This window comes from Paraburkholderia lebeckiae (genome assembly GCF_050436325.1).
GTDB lineage: Bacteria > Pseudomonadota > Gammaproteobacteria > Burkholderiales > Burkholderiaceae > Paraburkholderia > Paraburkholderia tuberum.
Genome location: NZ_JBNDLZ010000001.1, coordinates 523,561 through 537,988, shown reverse-complemented (window position 1 = coordinate 537,988; position 14,428 = coordinate 523,561). Strand labels below are relative to the sequence as shown.

Annotated in this window: 15 protein-coding genes and 4 pseudogenes; 9 read left to right on the top strand and 10 right to left on the bottom strand. The window is 58.8% G+C overall.

What is annotated here, in order from left to right:
• Positions 1-51: 51 nt before the first annotated feature.
• The 5 genes and pseudogenes from OKW44_RS02675 to OKW44_RS02655 all read right to left on the bottom strand — a co-directional run bounded on the left by OKW44_RS02675 (position 52) and on the right by OKW44_RS02655 (position 3,899).
• Positions 52-543 carry a hypothetical protein gene (locus OKW44_RS02675; protein ID WP_018420529.1) on the bottom strand — a complete coding sequence of 164 codons (492 nt, stop codon included), beginning with the start codon at positions 541-543 and terminating at the stop codon, positions 52-54.
• Entirely contained in the window at positions 494-751 is a 258-nt protein-coding gene (locus tag OKW44_RS02670; protein WP_162633957.1) for a hypothetical protein, read from the bottom strand. Before OKW44_RS02670 ends, OKW44_RS02675 begins: the two co-directional genes overlap by 50 nt.
• Positions 752-1,779: 1,028 nt before the next feature.
• On the bottom strand, positions 1,780-2,157 hold the full coding sequence (locus tag OKW44_RS02665; protein ID WP_018420530.1) for a hypothetical protein: 378 nt from the start codon (positions 2,155-2,157) through the stop codon (positions 1,780-1,782).
• 326 nt (positions 2,158-2,483) lie between these two features.
• Positions 2,484-3,089, bottom strand: a pseudogene (locus tag OKW44_RS02660) (nucleotidyl transferase AbiEii/AbiGii toxin family protein); the annotation flags it as partial.
• A 66-nt stretch (positions 3,090-3,155) separates the two neighbouring features.
• Positions 3,156-3,899: a type IV toxin-antitoxin system AbiEi family antitoxin domain-containing protein gene (locus OKW44_RS02655; protein WP_018420532.1), complete on the bottom strand. Its 744-nt coding sequence runs from the start codon at positions 3,897-3,899 to the stop codon at positions 3,156-3,158.
• A gap of 256 nt (positions 3,900-4,155) precedes the next feature.
• Here OKW44_RS02655 and OKW44_RS02650 point away from each other — a divergent pair, with 256 nt between their 5' ends.
• The 4 genes and pseudogenes from OKW44_RS02650 (at position 4,156) to OKW44_RS02635 (ending at position 5,797) form a co-directional block, all read left to right on the top strand.
• A complete protein-coding gene (locus OKW44_RS02650) occupies positions 4,156-4,542 on the top strand; it encodes a DUF1016 N-terminal domain-containing protein (protein ID WP_026225813.1) in 387 nt (128 codons plus the stop codon).
• Positions 4,511-4,750: a hypothetical protein gene (locus OKW44_RS02645; RefSeq protein WP_429409401.1), complete on the top strand. Its 240-nt coding sequence runs from the start codon at positions 4,511-4,513 to the stop codon at positions 4,748-4,750. Before OKW44_RS02650 ends, OKW44_RS02645 begins: the two co-directional genes overlap by 32 nt.
• Positions 4,751-4,790: 40 nt before the next feature.
• A pseudogene (locus OKW44_RS02640) lies at positions 4,791-5,303 on the top strand (PDDEXK nuclease domain-containing protein).
• Between the two features lie 323 nt (positions 5,304-5,626).
• Positions 5,627-5,797, top strand: coding sequence for a hypothetical protein (locus tag OKW44_RS02635; protein ID WP_429409399.1), 171 nt, complete (start codon positions 5,627-5,629; stop codon positions 5,795-5,797).
• A 107-nt stretch (positions 5,798-5,904) separates the two neighbouring features.
• Here the strand turns inward: OKW44_RS02635 and OKW44_RS02630 are convergent, their stop codons facing one another.
• Complete coding sequence (locus OKW44_RS02630) at positions 5,905-6,336, bottom strand: hypothetical protein (protein WP_018420534.1); 432 nt, start codon at positions 6,334-6,336, stop codon at positions 5,905-5,907.
• Here OKW44_RS02630 and OKW44_RS02625 point away from each other — a divergent pair.
• The 3 genes and pseudogenes from OKW44_RS02625 (at position 6,335) to OKW44_RS02615 (ending at position 8,938) form a co-directional block, all read left to right on the top strand.
• Positions 6,335-7,582, top strand: coding sequence for an ISL3 family transposase (locus tag OKW44_RS02625; RefSeq protein WP_018420535.1), 1,248 nt, complete (start codon positions 6,335-6,337; stop codon positions 7,580-7,582). The genes OKW44_RS02630 and OKW44_RS02625 overlap by 2 nt on opposite strands.
• A 2-nt stretch (positions 7,583-7,584) precedes the next feature.
• A pseudogene (locus OKW44_RS02620) lies at positions 7,585-7,776 on the top strand (HU family DNA-binding protein); the annotation flags it as partial.
• 367 nt (positions 7,777-8,143) lie between these two features.
• On the top strand, positions 8,144-8,938 hold the full coding sequence (locus tag OKW44_RS02615) for an H-NS histone family protein (protein WP_026225816.1): 795 nt from the start codon (positions 8,144-8,146) through the stop codon (positions 8,936-8,938).
• A 232-nt stretch (positions 8,939-9,170) separates the two neighbouring features.
• Here the strand turns inward: OKW44_RS02615 and OKW44_RS02610 are convergent, their stop codons facing one another.
• The 4 genes from OKW44_RS02610 to istA all read right to left on the bottom strand — a co-directional run bounded on the left by OKW44_RS02610 (position 9,171) and on the right by istA (position 12,903).
• On the bottom strand, positions 9,171-9,362 hold the full coding sequence (locus tag OKW44_RS02610) for a hypothetical protein (protein WP_018420538.1): 192 nt from the start codon (positions 9,360-9,362) through the stop codon (positions 9,171-9,173).
• Between the two features lie 300 nt (positions 9,363-9,662).
• On the bottom strand, positions 9,663-10,142 hold the full coding sequence (locus tag OKW44_RS02605) for a hypothetical protein (RefSeq protein WP_239499088.1): 480 nt from the start codon (positions 10,140-10,142) through the stop codon (positions 9,663-9,665).
• Between the two features lie 959 nt (positions 10,143-11,101).
• Positions 11,102-11,890, bottom strand: coding sequence for an IS21-like element helper ATPase IstB (gene istB, locus OKW44_RS02600; protein ID WP_018420540.1), 789 nt, complete (start codon positions 11,888-11,890; stop codon positions 11,102-11,104).
• A complete protein-coding gene (gene istA, locus OKW44_RS02595) occupies positions 11,887-12,903 on the bottom strand; it encodes an IS21 family transposase (protein WP_026225817.1) in 1,017 nt (338 codons plus the stop codon). Before istA ends, istB begins: the two co-directional genes overlap by 4 nt.
• A 519-nt stretch (positions 12,904-13,422) precedes the next feature.
• Between istA and OKW44_RS02590 the strand changes: the two are divergent.
• Both OKW44_RS02590 and OKW44_RS36965 read left to right on the top strand, forming a co-directional pair.
• A pseudogene (locus OKW44_RS02590) lies at positions 13,423-13,509 on the top strand (IS66 family transposase); the annotation flags it as partial.
• 89 nt (positions 13,510-13,598) lie between these two features.
• Positions 13,599-13,925, top strand: a complete 327-nt coding sequence (locus OKW44_RS36965) for an IS1096 element passenger TnpR family protein (RefSeq protein ID WP_503129137.1) — start codon at positions 13,599-13,601, stop codon at positions 13,923-13,925.
• Positions 13,926-14,428: the final 503 nt, after the last annotated feature.

The following is a 14,428-nucleotide window of genomic DNA, read 5'->3' as shown; positions in this document are numbered from 1 at the left end:
GGCGGTGATCAGGCGTGGAGCGTACGCAACCGCACGACCCTGCGGTGATGCTCAGTGCGCCCTCCTCACATCGCAATAGGGGCAGTTGCGCGCCGCCGCCCGGAGATCCAGACGAATCTTGTCGGTGTCGGCGATGCGCATCGAGACGACCGAATCGATCGGTAGGTTGGCACGGCTCGCGAGGCGCGCATACCAGTCCCAGAACCCGGGGTGGCCAGCGGCGTTTGTGAGCGCATTCTCGTCGACGAAGTGATCGCAGACCGGAGCGTTGCGAAAGATCTCACACTCGGTACTGCCGTCCTGCTTCTTATAGTAAGTGAACACGCGGTATCGGCGGCGCACGCCGGTTGGACCGTACTCTCTTTCCTCCCAGCGCCTGAAGTCGACAGCATCGAGCGCACGGCTCGCTGCCGTACGCAGCGACTGCTTCGCGATGGGGCCAGCGTCATTTTCGAATTGCTCGCGCGTCAGAACCGTCACGACGCTGGCTGAATTACTCCCGCTGCAGCCGTCGATCGCCACGACCGCGACGATGAAATCCATCCTTCCTGTCATAGAGGAGGTGATAGGAACGGTTTGCGGCGCGGGACGGCAGCAACACAGCATGGCGCCTTGCCACCAGTTCCAGCACCCGGCTCGGAGCAAGGGACGAACGCTCGATTGCCCGCAGACGTGCGTGGGGGCTCATATTGATATTGCAGCCGCAAGTGGAGAGTTCTGCGGTGATGTGGATGTAGTTGGCGGTTTTCATTGCACTGGGTTTCTTACGGAATTATGGGATGCCTCCATATTCGCGCACGTCTCTCGCGATGCTAGTTTCGCGTGGAGAGAGGGTTCTACATGGCCAACGAGACGATGAAATTGGCGGGAGTATTCGCCGCAAGCCCATACATACCACTCGATATCACACGCACAGCAACCGTACGAAAAACTCCCGCCATAGGGGTGTTCGATGCCGAGATCGGAAGCCTCCCGGAAAAGCTCACCTTCAGGCCTGAAGCCAGCCCGCTTCGAGTGACTCACCCGGTAAGCGGGACGAACTTCATGGCAAGCTGACCGGAATTAAGCGGGTTGATGGGACATTCACGTATACGGATCGTGGCCAGCCATCTTGATGCATTCAGGCGTCCGGTACCCAGTGACGCCGACAGCAGAGCGACCTACGTCGGCAGCGTTTCAACGGTATCTGAAAAAGATACTCGCGCCACCGACAGTGAGGACGCTTCCTCTATCGTCCCGGATGCTGGCGTGCCTTGAGACTTCGGCATTTGAGCGGTCACACGCCCCGGGGCGTTGAAGCGTGAGGCCAGCATTCGCATGGGGAGAGAGCGCCTGAGACGCTCGCTCGGACATTCAGCTTGCACATGGAATCGCGGCCCGTCCGAAATTCAGAGTCACAATGCGATTCGAAAACAGACGAGCGTTGCTGGCGAGTTCTTGATGCCACCGCAGCCTGTGGTGATCGGCTTCTTTCGGTTGATGCACCCTCCGTTTACTTGCAGTAAGGCGAGTCTGGACGATTGGCGTTTACCAAGTCCCGGAGCCGAAAAAGCCCTTGTGCGCGTCGCCACGCAGGGAAAATCGGGCGGCGGCATACCTGGTAGCATCCCCTCAACCGTCAAGTGAGTGATTATTGGTCATCCTCGCTTCAGACCTTGGTGGCGATCGTACAGATCAACAGAAACGTGAATCCAGCCGAACAGGACGTGAGCGGTCAAGGCGTCACGACACGATGGCTTATGCCTTGGGTTGGCGATGAAGTTCGCTGAGGTTGAAACGCTAGCAGTGCTCGTGCAGCGCGGCGTCGAGACTGCAATATGCGGCGCCATGATCGACGTCGCCCCTCCAGCTTAGCCGGGGATGGCCGTCTCCGTCGCGGAAGTAAATGACCCCCTGGAGGTCGAATTTGCGCGGCAGGTATATCCCGTCCTGCGTGCTGCGCAGCTCGTCGAGGGAATACGGCAGCCGCCCGTGGTCCTTCTTGAACTCAAGGGCGGCCGCCGCGGCAGCGTGTAGTCCGGCCTGCGGCCAGTGGGTATTCATCAGTCGAGGGCTGCGCTCGTGTTCGCAGATGAGCATCGCAGCGAAGCCAGCGATGATCGCGAAACTGGCAATCAGACAGTGTTCAAGCACGGTTCGTGCAGCTGTTGTGGTCATGGGAAGTCTCGGGATGATAAAGGTGAATGCCAATGTTTGTAACATTCATTCTGCGGAAGGCAAGCGGTTACCCCGCAAGGGCCTACCCCGCGACTCTGGAAGCGGTGTTTTCGTTGGCGAATCGGAGCGATGACAGGTTTTTCGGGCTCATGCGGCTAGCCAACATGGTTCGCTTCGGAAGTCTTCGGTGTGAAAAAACAGTGCGAATGAGAATTGCGTCGATCGTCCGGCAATCGCTGTTGGCGCACGATCATCGGGCCATGGCCACTATCGCCATCAAGCGTCGAAAATTCTCCGCGCGGCAGAGTCTGCTGATCGACTCAGCGCTATCTGTCACGCGTACGGACTTTGCGCAGCTTTTCGAGGTTCCAGCGTATCGCGGACATGTCACGCAGATGGTCGTAGGGCATCAGCGCCCAGTCTGGCTCGAGGCTGACCAGGGAAAGAAGAAATTTGCGATGCTTCGGGGTTAGCGCGCGGGGAAGATCATGATGAAGTCTTGCCTGAACTGCCTCGAGCTGTTCGAGGCTGACCTCGTCGACCGTCATGCCGACAAATCCCGCCTCGTATTCGTGCGCCAGTGAATGTGGCTTCGCAAAGAGAACCTCGTGAACCGGGCGGTTGTGGCCCGCGAGATAGCCAACGAAAGCGGCAACGAAATCGCCTCGCAGGCCGTACGTATCATGCATGCGCTGCACATCGAAGATGTCGCGAGGATGCTGGCGGTCCAGTGCCGCGATGAGCTTGCTGCCGTACAACTCGGCATCGGCGAGCGTCGGCACCTCGAAGTCGACCCGGAACATGTGCTGCGCGCGCGGCACGACTGTACGCATGATGGTTGGTGTTTGCGTGCCGCGAAAGACGTAGTTCACTTCGACCTTGATCTGTGTGTCGGCCGAAGCGACGGTCAGCTTCACGTCATCGCCCCTGCTTTTGCCGCTCGCGCCGGCGACAGTGACGTGATAGCCCTTCTGGTCACGGCTGTTCCGAAACGGGCGTTACGCCTTCAGGTTCAAAGGAGGTGCCCCCTTGCGGCTGCTGGACCAGCGCTTTGCGGGACCCAGCCTGTCAACGTGGCGCTGCAGATCGTTTCCCCAGGCATATCCGCTTGATTCGCCAAGATCACGCACGAGTTTGACGACCTTTACTCTCGTGCAATTGGTGAGGAGAGTATCCAGTACCTTCGGTCGCAGGTTGCGCAACGACGACGCGATGTTGAACGCCTCCTCGAGGGTCTGGCCTTTCGAGAGGCGTTTGCCGACGTCGCTCGCGAGCTCGAGCAGTGCACGCTCGGGCTCGGCAACAAGGATGGACGGATCCCTGTTCGGCAACGATGAGATTGCGAAGCCTTCGGGGAGGTTGTCGTCGAACAGACTGGTGGTCTGCAGCGTATGAGGCATGTGCTCGCTGACCCACTCAGGCATGACGTAGGGACGCACGGTCCAGAGTACGACGCGTTCACGGCTGGTCAGGTTATGTCGGACACCCTGCCAGTCGAGCGCGGTTTTGCCACCGACGTGCAGGCCGCTCACGTGCCGGCTGAGATACGCGAGTATGCCGTCGCGCGTAGGGGTGTCACCGGCGAGGAGATAGGCTCCTTTCGAAAGGCGCTGCAACCACCCGGCGTTCGCCAGATAGGTGGTCTGCTGGGGGCCGACTCCGCAGTCTCGGAGCATCTGGGGATCGAGCGGCTGTCCGCGCGGGACGCCCTCCATGAGCCGCTGGAGCGATTTACTGGCCATGGGTGATCAATGTGCATGAATTTTTCCAGGCTACGCAAACAAAACGCGAGTTTGAAAGAATAATTCATGTGAGATGTGGATATTTCGTTTCACACTCGCCATCTTCCGATTCCAGTCCATCCGTGTCCCAAGGCAGGACGCACATGACTTATTCTAGATTATTGCCCGGAAAAATTGTATTTCACGATAGAAAATCATGCTTTGCATGGAACCCTCATCGGGACGACGGCGGACGCACAGCAGTAAAGGTCAGCCAATGCAACTAACGGTCATTGCACTGCCACGCATTCCAACGCCTTTCGGCGACAGGCGCGGGCTGGTCGGCCGGCGGATTGTAAAATCGCAGCAAGGGGGACAGGAGCGTGCGGCGTATGGTCAGGCAGTCCTGCCACGCGTGTCGATCAGTCTTACCGGGCTGTTTGGACGTGGCTTCGATGCCGACGATCTCGGGTTGATGCGCCGGTTTCCCCTGGCCTTCCAGCCAGGCGAGATTTCCGAACGAGTGATTCGGAAATCGCGGACCCGTGTAGTCACGCCAAAATCCGAATTACCGATTCGGATTTTTCAGCTGGAGCAGTTGGCCGACGTTGCCGCTGTCCTGGACGCATTACGTGAGGCTAACACGACGGACGCGTTTGTCTGAAGAGCGGGCGTTCTGCGAAGCGGATGCCTTGCGAGGTGGCTGGAGCGTGCGGCAGCTTGAACGACAGATTGGCAGTCAGTTTTACACGCGTACGTTAATGTCCAGAAACAGGCGTGCCATGCTCGAAAAGGGCGCTGTCGCGAAGCCGGGCGAAGCAGTGAGCGCTGAGGAAGCGATCAAGGACCCGTATATACTCGAGTTCCTCTGACCTGAAGGACGAATATTCCGAAAGTGACCTGGAAGAAGCGTTGATCCATCGCCTGGAAGACTTCGTGCTCGAACTGGGCGGTGATTTCACGTTCGTTGGACGGCAGAGAAGGTTGAGAATCGGTGACAGCTGATTCCGCGTCGGCCTGCGGTTCTTCCATCGGCGCCTGCGATGTCTTGTGATCATCGATCTGAACCTGACCGAGCTCAATCATGCCAAGGAGCATTGGACGCTACCCGGCGAAAACCTGCCGGTCGGCTTGATCCTGTATTCAAGAACCAACGCGGCTATCGCGCGCTATGCGCTTGACGGCCTGCCCAACAAGGTGCTCGCCCCTGAGTACCACACTGTACTTCCAGACGAGCAGTTGCTTGCTGACGAGTTAGCGAAGACCCGCCGCGAATGGGAGAGGCACACCATCCCACCCTGCCGGACAGCGGGCGCTCCGGCGGTTGAAAGGCCTAACCGACGCGGACATTGTTTTCTCACTGACAGAAGCCGCCATGTCCGGCAGCTCGCATCGCGCCATTCCGGCAGCAGGGCGTCCAAATGATGCCTTCCCGCAGTGACCAGGCATCGATCCGTCGACGGCGTAATGATCGTGCATTGGCCTTTGCCGGCGGTCGCCGATGAAGAGCACTTGTTGTTGGATCGTCGAATCTGCCTCTGCCTGAATCGCCGCGTTTGCGGCTGGAGTCAAACTCAACCTCAGGCAAATACTGCGGCTGAAATCAGAAAGCGCCCTGTTTAAAGGGTTCATCTCCTTGCATGGAGAAACAACCATTGCTACGCTAGGGCCCACCTTAAGACGGCGCAGTAACGCGCAGCGTCGTGGGTCGTCTTAAGCGGTTCTCAAAAAACCGAAAGAGGATTTCAATGGCAAAGAAGACCGCAGAGTCTGCAGCGAAGAAGGCTGCAACGAAACCCGCAGCGAAGAAAGCAGCGCCGGAAAAGAAGACGGCTGCCGCAAACGCGACGCCCAAGCCCCTGAAAGAGCAGTTCAAAGGCGTCGCTTGCGACTCATGTTGCGACGCAAGCCGGTGTTGAGCCGAAGCAGGCAAAGGCGGTGCTCGCCGCACTCGAAAACACCATCCTCGGCGCCGTTCATAAGAAAGGGTCGTCGGCGGAATCTGTGGGTGAATTAGTGTTCGCGGCTAGCCAAGTGAAGCTTGATTCAGATACTGATAGAGCTTGCGACAAGTTGCATCAAAGGTATTTTGTGCGGACTCGGAGATCGCTGGCCAGATGAGGGGGCCGCCGTCTTCCTCGATGAGTTTGTCGAGGAGGGTTACCACTGGAAGAGTAAGGAGATCGGGATCTTCATGGCGGCGCCGGATCACTTCGCCGCCGAGCATCCAAATGTGATCGCGGTGCCGAAGCAATGTGTTGCGTGCGTATCCCAAGGTTAGGAGATACTCAAGGAAAGGCGTGAGTATGGCCACGATTGCCTGTCCAGTCGGAATATCTTCGTCGTCGACTTGCCACGACGCAGGCCAGTTATGCAGATCTGGGACGTACTGCGCAAGCGCTTGCTGTTCGGGGACAATGGCGGCTTTGTCCTTGCCGGTTCTGGGCTTGCTAACCATGTTGCTGACCCGTCTGCTTAACGCCTGTCATCATTTTCCCGGCTTTGTATATGAAGGGGCGCGGCTGTGCGAGACAACTCAATCCATCGAGATCGACGTTCGGCCGCGCAAGGGTTCGAAGCCGATTTGCTCATGCTGTAACCGGCCTGCGCGGGGTTACGACTCGCTCACACAGCGCCGCTTCGAGTTTATCCCCGTCTGGGGCTTTGCCGTGTTTCTGCTCTATACCATGCGACGCGTCGATTGTCGTGCCTGTGGCGTGAAGGTCGAAGCGCTGCCGTGGGCCAACGGCAAGCACACGCTCACCCGCGCTTACATGATCTTCCTGGCGCAATGGGCGCGTAAGCTGTCCTGGAAAGAAACAGCACAGAGCTTCCGAACCAGTTGGGAGAAGGTCTTCAACGCAGTGGAATGGGTCGTCGACTGGGGGCTGAGCCATCGCGAGCTCGGCACGATCCGCGCTTTCGGCGTGGACGAGATCCAGTATGGCCGCGGACACCAATACCTCACGCTCGTCTACCAGATCGAGGCCGGCTATACGCGACTGCTCTGCGTCGGACAAGAGCGCACGAAAGAGAGTTTCGCGAAGTTCTTTGCCATGATCGGAAAGCCGCTATGTGAGAAGGTCGAATTCGTGTGCTCGGACATGTGGCAACCCTACCTGGAGATGATCGCGCGTCATTGCCCGAACGCTCTGAATATCCTCGACCGCTTTCACATCGTCGCCAGGATGAACAAGGCCATCGACGAAGTTCGTGCCGACGAGGCCCGGCGCATGACTCGCGACGGCTACGAGTCGGTGCTCAAGAAATCCCGTTGGTGCCTGCTCAAGCGGCGCGAGAATCTCACCGGTAAGCAACGCGTTCGTCTGCGTGACTTGCTTCAGTACAACCTGCGCAGCGTGCGAGCCTATCTGCTCAAAGAAGAGTTCCTGCAACTCTGGGATTACATCTCGCCCGTGTGGGCCGGAAAATTCCTCGACCAGTGGTGCACTCAGGTAATGCGCTCACGTATCGAGCCGATGAAGAAGTTCGCCCGGACGGTGCGCACACACCGGGAGCTGATCCTCAACTACTTCCGTGCACGAAAACAGTTCTCCAGCGGCGTCATCGAGGGGTTGAACAACAAAGCCAAAGTCACCATGAGAAAAGCGTACGGCTTCCGAACCTTCAGAGCCACGGAAATCGCGCTCTATCATGCACTTGGCACGCTCCCCGAGCCTCCATCCACCCACACTTTTTACTGACCAACCGTAAGAAAGGGGCGGGCGAGTTCACGTTGTCGGGCCTGCTGAAGATTGGCGTGCAGCAGGTTCCGGCGAAGAAGAAGCGTTTCGGCAAGGACCCGTTTACGGGCGAGGAGCGCTGGTTTGATGCCAAACCGGCGACTGTCCGTCTGAGAGTGCGTCCGCTGAAGAAACTGAAGGATGCAGCCGCCTGAGGAGAGTGTCCAGATCCACGGAAGCCCGCTTTCAGACGGGCTTTTTTTATTGGTTCTTCGTCATTGGCCTCGACGCATACCGCATCTTCAGAGCAAGTGGAATGAAGGCCTCAAGAGAAACTGCCGTACCTGGTGCCTGGGGCGTGAGAACTCTCCTTCAATTGAATCATTACGTTATTTGAGCATGCGCTGAATTCGGAACTCATTCACGGTGGCAATTAGAATACTCCGATATCCCGTCAGCCAGGGCCGACCATCTCTGACGTGCATTAGCTCGCGAGCAGCTGTAATGTAGGTTGTTGTATTTGTATTCGCTGGGCACTATGGCATAGTGCGGCGCACAACCTTATCCAAAGGAAAAGAAAACATGGCTACGCTGGAATCCGTTCAGGCAAAAATCGCAAAACTGCAGGCCCAGGCAGCAGCAGTGGTGGCAAGAGATTCCGCACGGGTAATTGGGAAGATCCGGAGTCTGATGCAACAGCATGCGCTAACCATTGCTGATATCGAAGCGTCTGCGGGCAAACATCGTGGTCGCAAACATGGCGTAACCGCGCCAGCGAAACAGGAAGCATCGGCTGCGAAGTATGCTGACCCAAAGACGGGTGCGACCTGGACCGGCCACGGTCGAGCGCCGGCCTGGATGGCTAATGCGAAAGACCGCAACCGATTCCTGATTACGGGGACTACGGCGAAGTCAGCAACGACGCCGCAGAAAGCGCGAAAAGCTGGCAAGTACGTACGGGGACCGCAGCCTCCGATGTATCAGGACCCGAAGACAGGAGCGACATGGAGCGGTCGTGGTCGGGCACCGGCGTGGATCGCCAGCGCAAAAGACCGGACGAAATTCCTGATCGCAACAGCCTCGAAGCCCGCAGGCACTCCGAAGGCGAGCGCCGGCAAAGCAATCGTTTCCAGCAAGACGGCTGCGAAGAAAGCCACGGGCAAAAAGGCGGTAGCAGTAAAGCCGGCGGGTAAGAAGGCGCCCGTGAAAAAAGCCGCCGCACCGGCGAGAACGAGCACGCCGAAGACTGGCGACGCCAGGCCAGCGGCGTCCCGAAAGTCGCGTACGTCCAAGGGATCAGTGAAGTCGGCAGTTCCGGTCGAAGCTGCGGCGTCGCAGACGGCACCCGCGGTCGTGAGTACCCTTGCTGAGGCATAGGTAGCAACCGACGGGGCTGCGAGCATGTTTTTCGCAGCGCAGCCTCGTCCTTGCACGGGCTGAGACTCTTCGATACGTGGGTATGCCGCGTCCAGGACCCGGCCCTTCGCTGTTGCTCCGCGATGAGCGAGCTGGCGCTGCTCGCAACGGGGAAGACTGACGGTGAATTAACCACCGGAATCCGGGGCCTGAGCTCCAGTTACCAGCGCGTAAAAATCGCAATGAGAGCAGCCTAAAGAACCCTGAGATTGCGAATCTTCCCGATGGTCGGCGACCGCTCAATGATCAGGTTGGCGACGTACTCAGCCAGCAAAGCCCGCGAAACGCTGGTGGGAACATCGCTCACGAGCTGCGAAGGTACCTGAACGATGAACTCGTTGGGGGACGACGCGAGGCTGTGTTCATAACTGACGCGCATTTCCATGATTTACCGTTTGAGGACCTGTTTGCAACAGCGCCTTCAGTGTACGCAGGGGCGGGGATGTATATGGTTTCGACGGCAGTGTAACGTGGCATGCCAGCAAAAGCTCGATTTTCGGTTGCCGATCTGTCCGTTATGTGCGCTCCCGCGCATTGCTAGCAAATCGTGAAGTCTGTCGATCGCCAGTCTTTCCCGCACGCATATTCATTCACTGGCCGACCGTAAGCGCATGGCCTGGTCGATGTTTATTCCCGGCGCGATCAAATTTGAAGTGCAACACCTTGCTCGGGTGACCGTCAAGGGTTAGCGTGCGATCCGGAGGTGGCCGTCTGCGGCGCCGGTATCGCGTGCTGCCTGGTGAACAAGCCTTTCCAGGTGATCGCTCGCCCGGACCAGGATCTCCATACGCGTTACGCAGATCTGGCGGTCGTACTCGTTGATCACGGCAGTCAAGCCGTTGACTAGCGCTTCGGGAACATTCCACGTCCCGGTGGCATCGGCCTCGACGAGAATATCTTCGAGACCACGCCTAACGTTTTCAAGGACCTCGATATTAAGCTTTCCGTGTCCTGCCCGGGTGATAAAGCTCGCGATGAGCGTGACCTGCATGACCAGGTTGATCAGCGATCGGTCCGCCTCGCCATTGCGCAGACGCTCAAGCGCGATCCGGGCGCGGAGCACGAGATCAGACGCCTCCTTTCGCGGCATAGGGAGTAACAGCGCCTTTGAATGTGCTGCCGCCGATGGCTGAAGCAATGAACGATGGTTTTTCTTGTTGGGCATCTTCGGGAGATCGGCCGATTCAGTTCGAGATGCGATGTTGGGTTGAATCGCCCCGGATCAAGAGTGACGGGCGAATTTAACGCCACGTCATTCAACTCTCTTTCGAGAGCAGATGGTCCGGGCAGCATTAGCTGGCAGTGAACATCCCAAGGATGTCTGCATGTTGCATCGTGATGGCGCGATAGTGCTATCGCCAGGCAAATCCAGCGGCCAGATGGCTTGGGTCGCCGACCTCACGGTCTTATCCAGCAAGCATTAGCGCAGATTGCGCCAACATATGGAACTGACGGGCAATATTTTTCCGACGCATGGATCTACACCAACTGCCCACGTAAACCCCGAAAACAGAGATCCAGGGCGACCAATCAGACACCGTAAGTCCATGATCGCACATGGTTTTTTTCTGAATGTGCCATCGCCAGGACCCGAATGTGCCGTCGTTAGGGCAAAAATGGCTCCTCACGCGCTCCTCAATCTTTGAAAATTCGATGAAAACACGAGAGCTGTGCCATCGTCAGTTGGGCGCTGAACGCGCCTGTCTATAAGGCTTTCCGGGGAATAATGCGACTGAGACGGAGCGAGAAGCACGCGACAAACCAGGGCTGAATGTGCCATCGCCAGGGCAAAAACCGGGCTACCGGAATTTACCTGTCTTTTCGGTTCGGCAACCGGCTTTTTTGCACTCATGTGCCGTCGATCGCCAGGCTCGGGAGCCGTAGGCCGGATGGCCCGTAATCCCTTACTGGATGAGGCTCTCAGCGAATTCCCAATCCACTGGTAGCTTCCGGGAAATTACGATATCCACAAGGCTCAACCCCAGAAAACGGCCTGGCGATGGCACATTCAAGTCCTGGCGATGGCACATTCAGCCTTCAAAGGCACAATCTGTCAACGCCGATTTAAATTTGACCCACTTTTCGACGAATCGCCGAAGTAAAACTGACCCACCCGGGCCCCTATCACGCGGCTGCCTTCGCGCTCGCCCGCGTGCTCGTTTGTCCCGCTTTCCGCTTGTCCTTCAAGCGGTAGCTCTCGCCGCTGATTTGCACGATGTGCGCGTGATGCAGCAGCCTGTCGAGCATTGCGGCCGTCAGCGTCTGGTCGTCGGCGAACGCCGAGGCCCATTGCGTGAACGGCAAATTGCTCGTCAACACGATGGCGCCGCGCTCGTAGCGCTTGGCGACAACGTTGAAGAACAGGTCCGCTTCCTCGCGCCCGAAGGGCAAATAGCCAATTTCATCAATCACGAGCAGTCTGGGCCCGACAACCGCTCGATTGAAGAACTCCTTCAGCCGGTTCTGCTGCCGCGCCGTTGCCAGTTGCATCATCAAGTCAGCGGCCGTGATGAACCGCGTCTTGATGCCCGCCTGGGTCGCACGATAGGCCAGCGCACTCGCGATGTGCGTCTTGCCGACGCCGGACGGCCCCAGCAGTACGACGTTCTCGGCGCGCTCGATGAACGCCAAGCTCGCCAACTCCTGAATTTGCGCGCGCGGTGCGCCGCTGGCGAAGCCGAAGTCGTATTGCTCCAACGTCTTAACGCTCGGCAGCGACGCGAGCTTCGTGAGCGTCTGCCGCTTACGTTCTTCGCGCGCGTCGAACTCCGCCGTCAGCAGTTGCTCGAGGAAGTCGGCCAGGCTCGCATCGCGCGTTGCAGCGTGCTGCGCGAGCGAGCCCCAGTCGCGGCCAACACAGTCGAGCTTGAGCTGCGTGCATAGGCCGGCAATGCGTTCGTATTGCAGATTCATGCGGCGACCTCCAGCAACGCGTCGTAGACCGCCAGCGGATGTTGCAAGCTCTCGCGCGGTAATACGCGACGCGGCCGAGGCGTCGCCGGGAAGGGGGCCGTCTTTGTGGCCGGTAGCGGCAGCAACGCCGCTTGTTCAACCATCAGCCTCGCTGCCGGACGCTCGCGTGTCGTCGCATGAACGCGCACGTTGGCGACTTCCGTAAGCCAACGTCCGATGTGCGCATTCGCGGCGTCGACATCCAACGTAAGGCCCGATTGCTTGAGGGTAGCGGCCAGCGGTACCACGAAACTCTCCTTCAAATAGCGGTTAAAACGTTCGACCTTGCCCTTGGTCTTGGCTCGATAGGGGCGACATACCTTCGGCGTAAAGCCGTACGTGTCCGCCAGCGCGAGCAACTGCGTATTCCATCGATGCTGGCCTTCGCCGAAAGCATCGCGCTCGATAATCACCGACTTTGCGTTATCGAACAGCACTTGCTCAGGCGTGCCACCGAAGTGGAAGAACGCTTCGCGCAGGCACTCGCACAGCGTCGTCGCATCCTCGCCAGCAGTGAAGCGCACGAAGCTCGCACGGCTGTAGCCGAGCGTGGCCACCAACGCCAACAGCGGTGCGCGGCCCCGGCGAATGGCCGTGAAGTCCGCTTGCATCTGCTTGCCAGGCGCCGTCTCGAAGCGAACCACCGGCTCGGCTTCGGCTCGCTTGTGCGGCGCGAGAAATGCCTTCAGCTGACTGATGCCACCTTCATAGCCGGCCTCGCGCAACTCGCGAAGCAACACCGTCGCTGGAATCCAGTGCGGCCGCGCTGCCGCCACGCGTTCGAGCACATAGCTCTTAAACGGCTCGAGCTTCGTCGCACGTGGCTCGCGCGGCTTATAGTGCCCGGCCTGTTCGTCGCGCAGATAGCGACGCGCCGTATTGCGCGAGATGCCCATCTGCCTGGCTATCTCTCGCACGCCCATTCCCCGTCTTGCCAACACCTTGATTTCCACTGCTTGCTCCTGACTTAGCATCGACGGCAAAAAGCCGCCATCTTGCTCCCCCGAGGTGGGTCAGGTTTACTTCGGCGAGGTGGGTCATTTTTACATCGGCGCTAACAGCAGTGGGGTCACTCTACGTGTCGCAAAGCCTGCTTTTCTATAAACGTGACCCGAATTGTGCGCGGCATAGAAGTGCCGGCGGAGCTGCAGGCGCGGCTCGCCGCCACGCTTTAGCCGGAAGTGGGTTCGCGATGATCATCCGCCTTATCGCCGCCAGCGTAAGCAAGTTGCAAGTCCGTAGTTCGCGGCGGCGGTCCGCGACTTTCAGCCAGGCCAGAAGTCAACAGCCCGCGTGCTCGGGTCTTCGCGACATCGACCGTGTCTGATCATCGGGTCTGAATTTCTCACGGTGACATCGAGGCAAGCGGAAGTGTTGCCGACCGCCGTGGCTCGGTCTGTATCGCTAACGCAAAAACACCGCAGTCACGACCAGACAGTCGGAAGCTACCCACCGTCACGCGCATGCATGACGCGGCATAATCGGGGAGTCGGCATAACTGGATCGAGCGCGACATCCGCCCCTTCTGCACAGGAAGAAAGGCCTGGCTCTTTGCAGACACGGTCGCCGGTGCGAAGGCAGGCGATAATCGAATCCTGCCCGCGTCCAATACGATGCTTTGCACGAATCCATGACCAAGTCCTACACCATCTACACACTTCACGCGCAGATCCGTGACATCGAACCGCCTGTCTCGCGACGGATCCATGTCGACGGCAACATCACCTTGCGCAAGCTGCATCACATCCTGCAAGCCGCCTTTGGATGGACCGACTCGCATTTGCATGACTGGACTCGCCCCTGCATAACCGGACACGCGGTCACGCTTAGGTTAGTGAATTTGCTTGCTGGCGAAACTCGCGTGGCGAGCGGTATTTCAGAGCGCTGTGCGGATGCGATTCGTTGTAGTGGTCGAACGCGATGGCCAGGTTTTGCAGCGCCGTCCTGGCGTCAGGCTTGGGCATCCACGAGACATAATCGCGCTTCATCGTTTTGACGAAGCTCTCGGCCATCCCGTTGCTCTGCGGACTTCTGACGGGTGTCGTGACGGGCTTCAGGCCGATTGCCCGCGAGAACGTCAGCGTCTCGTCGGCAATGTAGCAGGAACCGTTGTCACTAAGCCACTCGATTTCATTGTCGGTTCTCAGCGCTCCGTGGAAGCGGTTCTCGACGGCCTGAAGCATCACGTCACGCACCATGTCACCGGTGTAGCCGCCCGTGCTCGCCACCCAGCTCATGGCCTCGCGGTCGCAGCAGTCCAATGCAAAGACGACGCGCAATGGCGCACCATCGTCACAACGGAATTCGAAGCCGTCCGAGCACCAGCGCGCATTGCTTCGCTCCACCGCGACCTTGCCGTCGTGCCGGCGTGCGGACTGGGCATGACAAGGCCGGCGCTCGAGTAGCAGGCCGTAGGTACGCATGACCCGATAAACCCGTTTTGCATTAACGCGAGGTTGGGCCTGCGCGTCCCGGCTTCGCCGCAGCAGCGCCCACACA

Bases quoted from the DNA above. Each gene is read 5' to 3' on its own strand.
- OKW44_RS02675 (WP_018420529.1), bottom strand. From the start codon at position 543: ATGGATTTCATCGTCGCGGTCGTGGCGATCGACGGCTGCAGCGGGAGT.
- OKW44_RS02670 (WP_162633957.1), bottom strand. From the start codon at position 751: ATGAAAACCGCCAACTACATCCACATCACCGCAGAACTCTCCACTTGC.
- OKW44_RS02665 (WP_018420530.1), bottom strand. From the start codon at position 2,157: ATGACCACAACAGCTGCACGAACCGTGCTTGAACACTGTCTGATTGCC.
- OKW44_RS02655 (WP_018420532.1), bottom strand. From the start codon at position 3,899: ATGGCCAGTAAATCGCTCCAGCGGCTCATGGAGGGCGTCCCGCGCGGA.
- OKW44_RS02650 (WP_026225813.1), top strand. From the start codon at position 4,156: ATGCAACTAACGGTCATTGCACTGCCACGCATTCCAACGCCTTTCGGC.
- OKW44_RS02635 (WP_429409399.1), top strand. From the start codon at position 5,627: ATGGCAAAGAAGACCGCAGAGTCTGCAGCGAAGAAGGCTGCAACGAAA.
- OKW44_RS02625 (WP_018420535.1), top strand. From the start codon at position 6,335: ATGTTGCTGACCCGTCTGCTTAACGCCTGTCATCATTTTCCCGGCTTT.
- OKW44_RS02630 (WP_018420534.1), bottom strand. From the start codon at position 6,336: ATGGTTAGCAAGCCCAGAACCGGCAAGGACAAAGCCGCCATTGTCCCC.
- OKW44_RS02615 (WP_026225816.1), top strand. From the start codon at position 8,144: ATGGCTACGCTGGAATCCGTTCAGGCAAAAATCGCAAAACTGCAGGCC.
- OKW44_RS02610 (WP_018420538.1), bottom strand. From the start codon at position 9,362: ATGGAAATGCGCGTCAGTTATGAACACAGCCTCGCGTCGTCCCCCAAC.
- OKW44_RS02605 (WP_239499088.1), bottom strand. From the start codon at position 10,142: ATGCCCAACAAGAAAAACCATCGTTCATTGCTTCAGCCATCGGCGGCA.
- istB (WP_018420540.1), bottom strand. From the start codon at position 11,890: ATGAATCTGCAATACGAACGCATTGCCGGCCTATGCACGCAGCTCAAG.
- istA (WP_026225817.1), bottom strand. From the start codon at position 12,903: ATGCTAAGTCAGGAGCAAGCAGTGGAAATCAAGGTGTTGGCAAGACGG.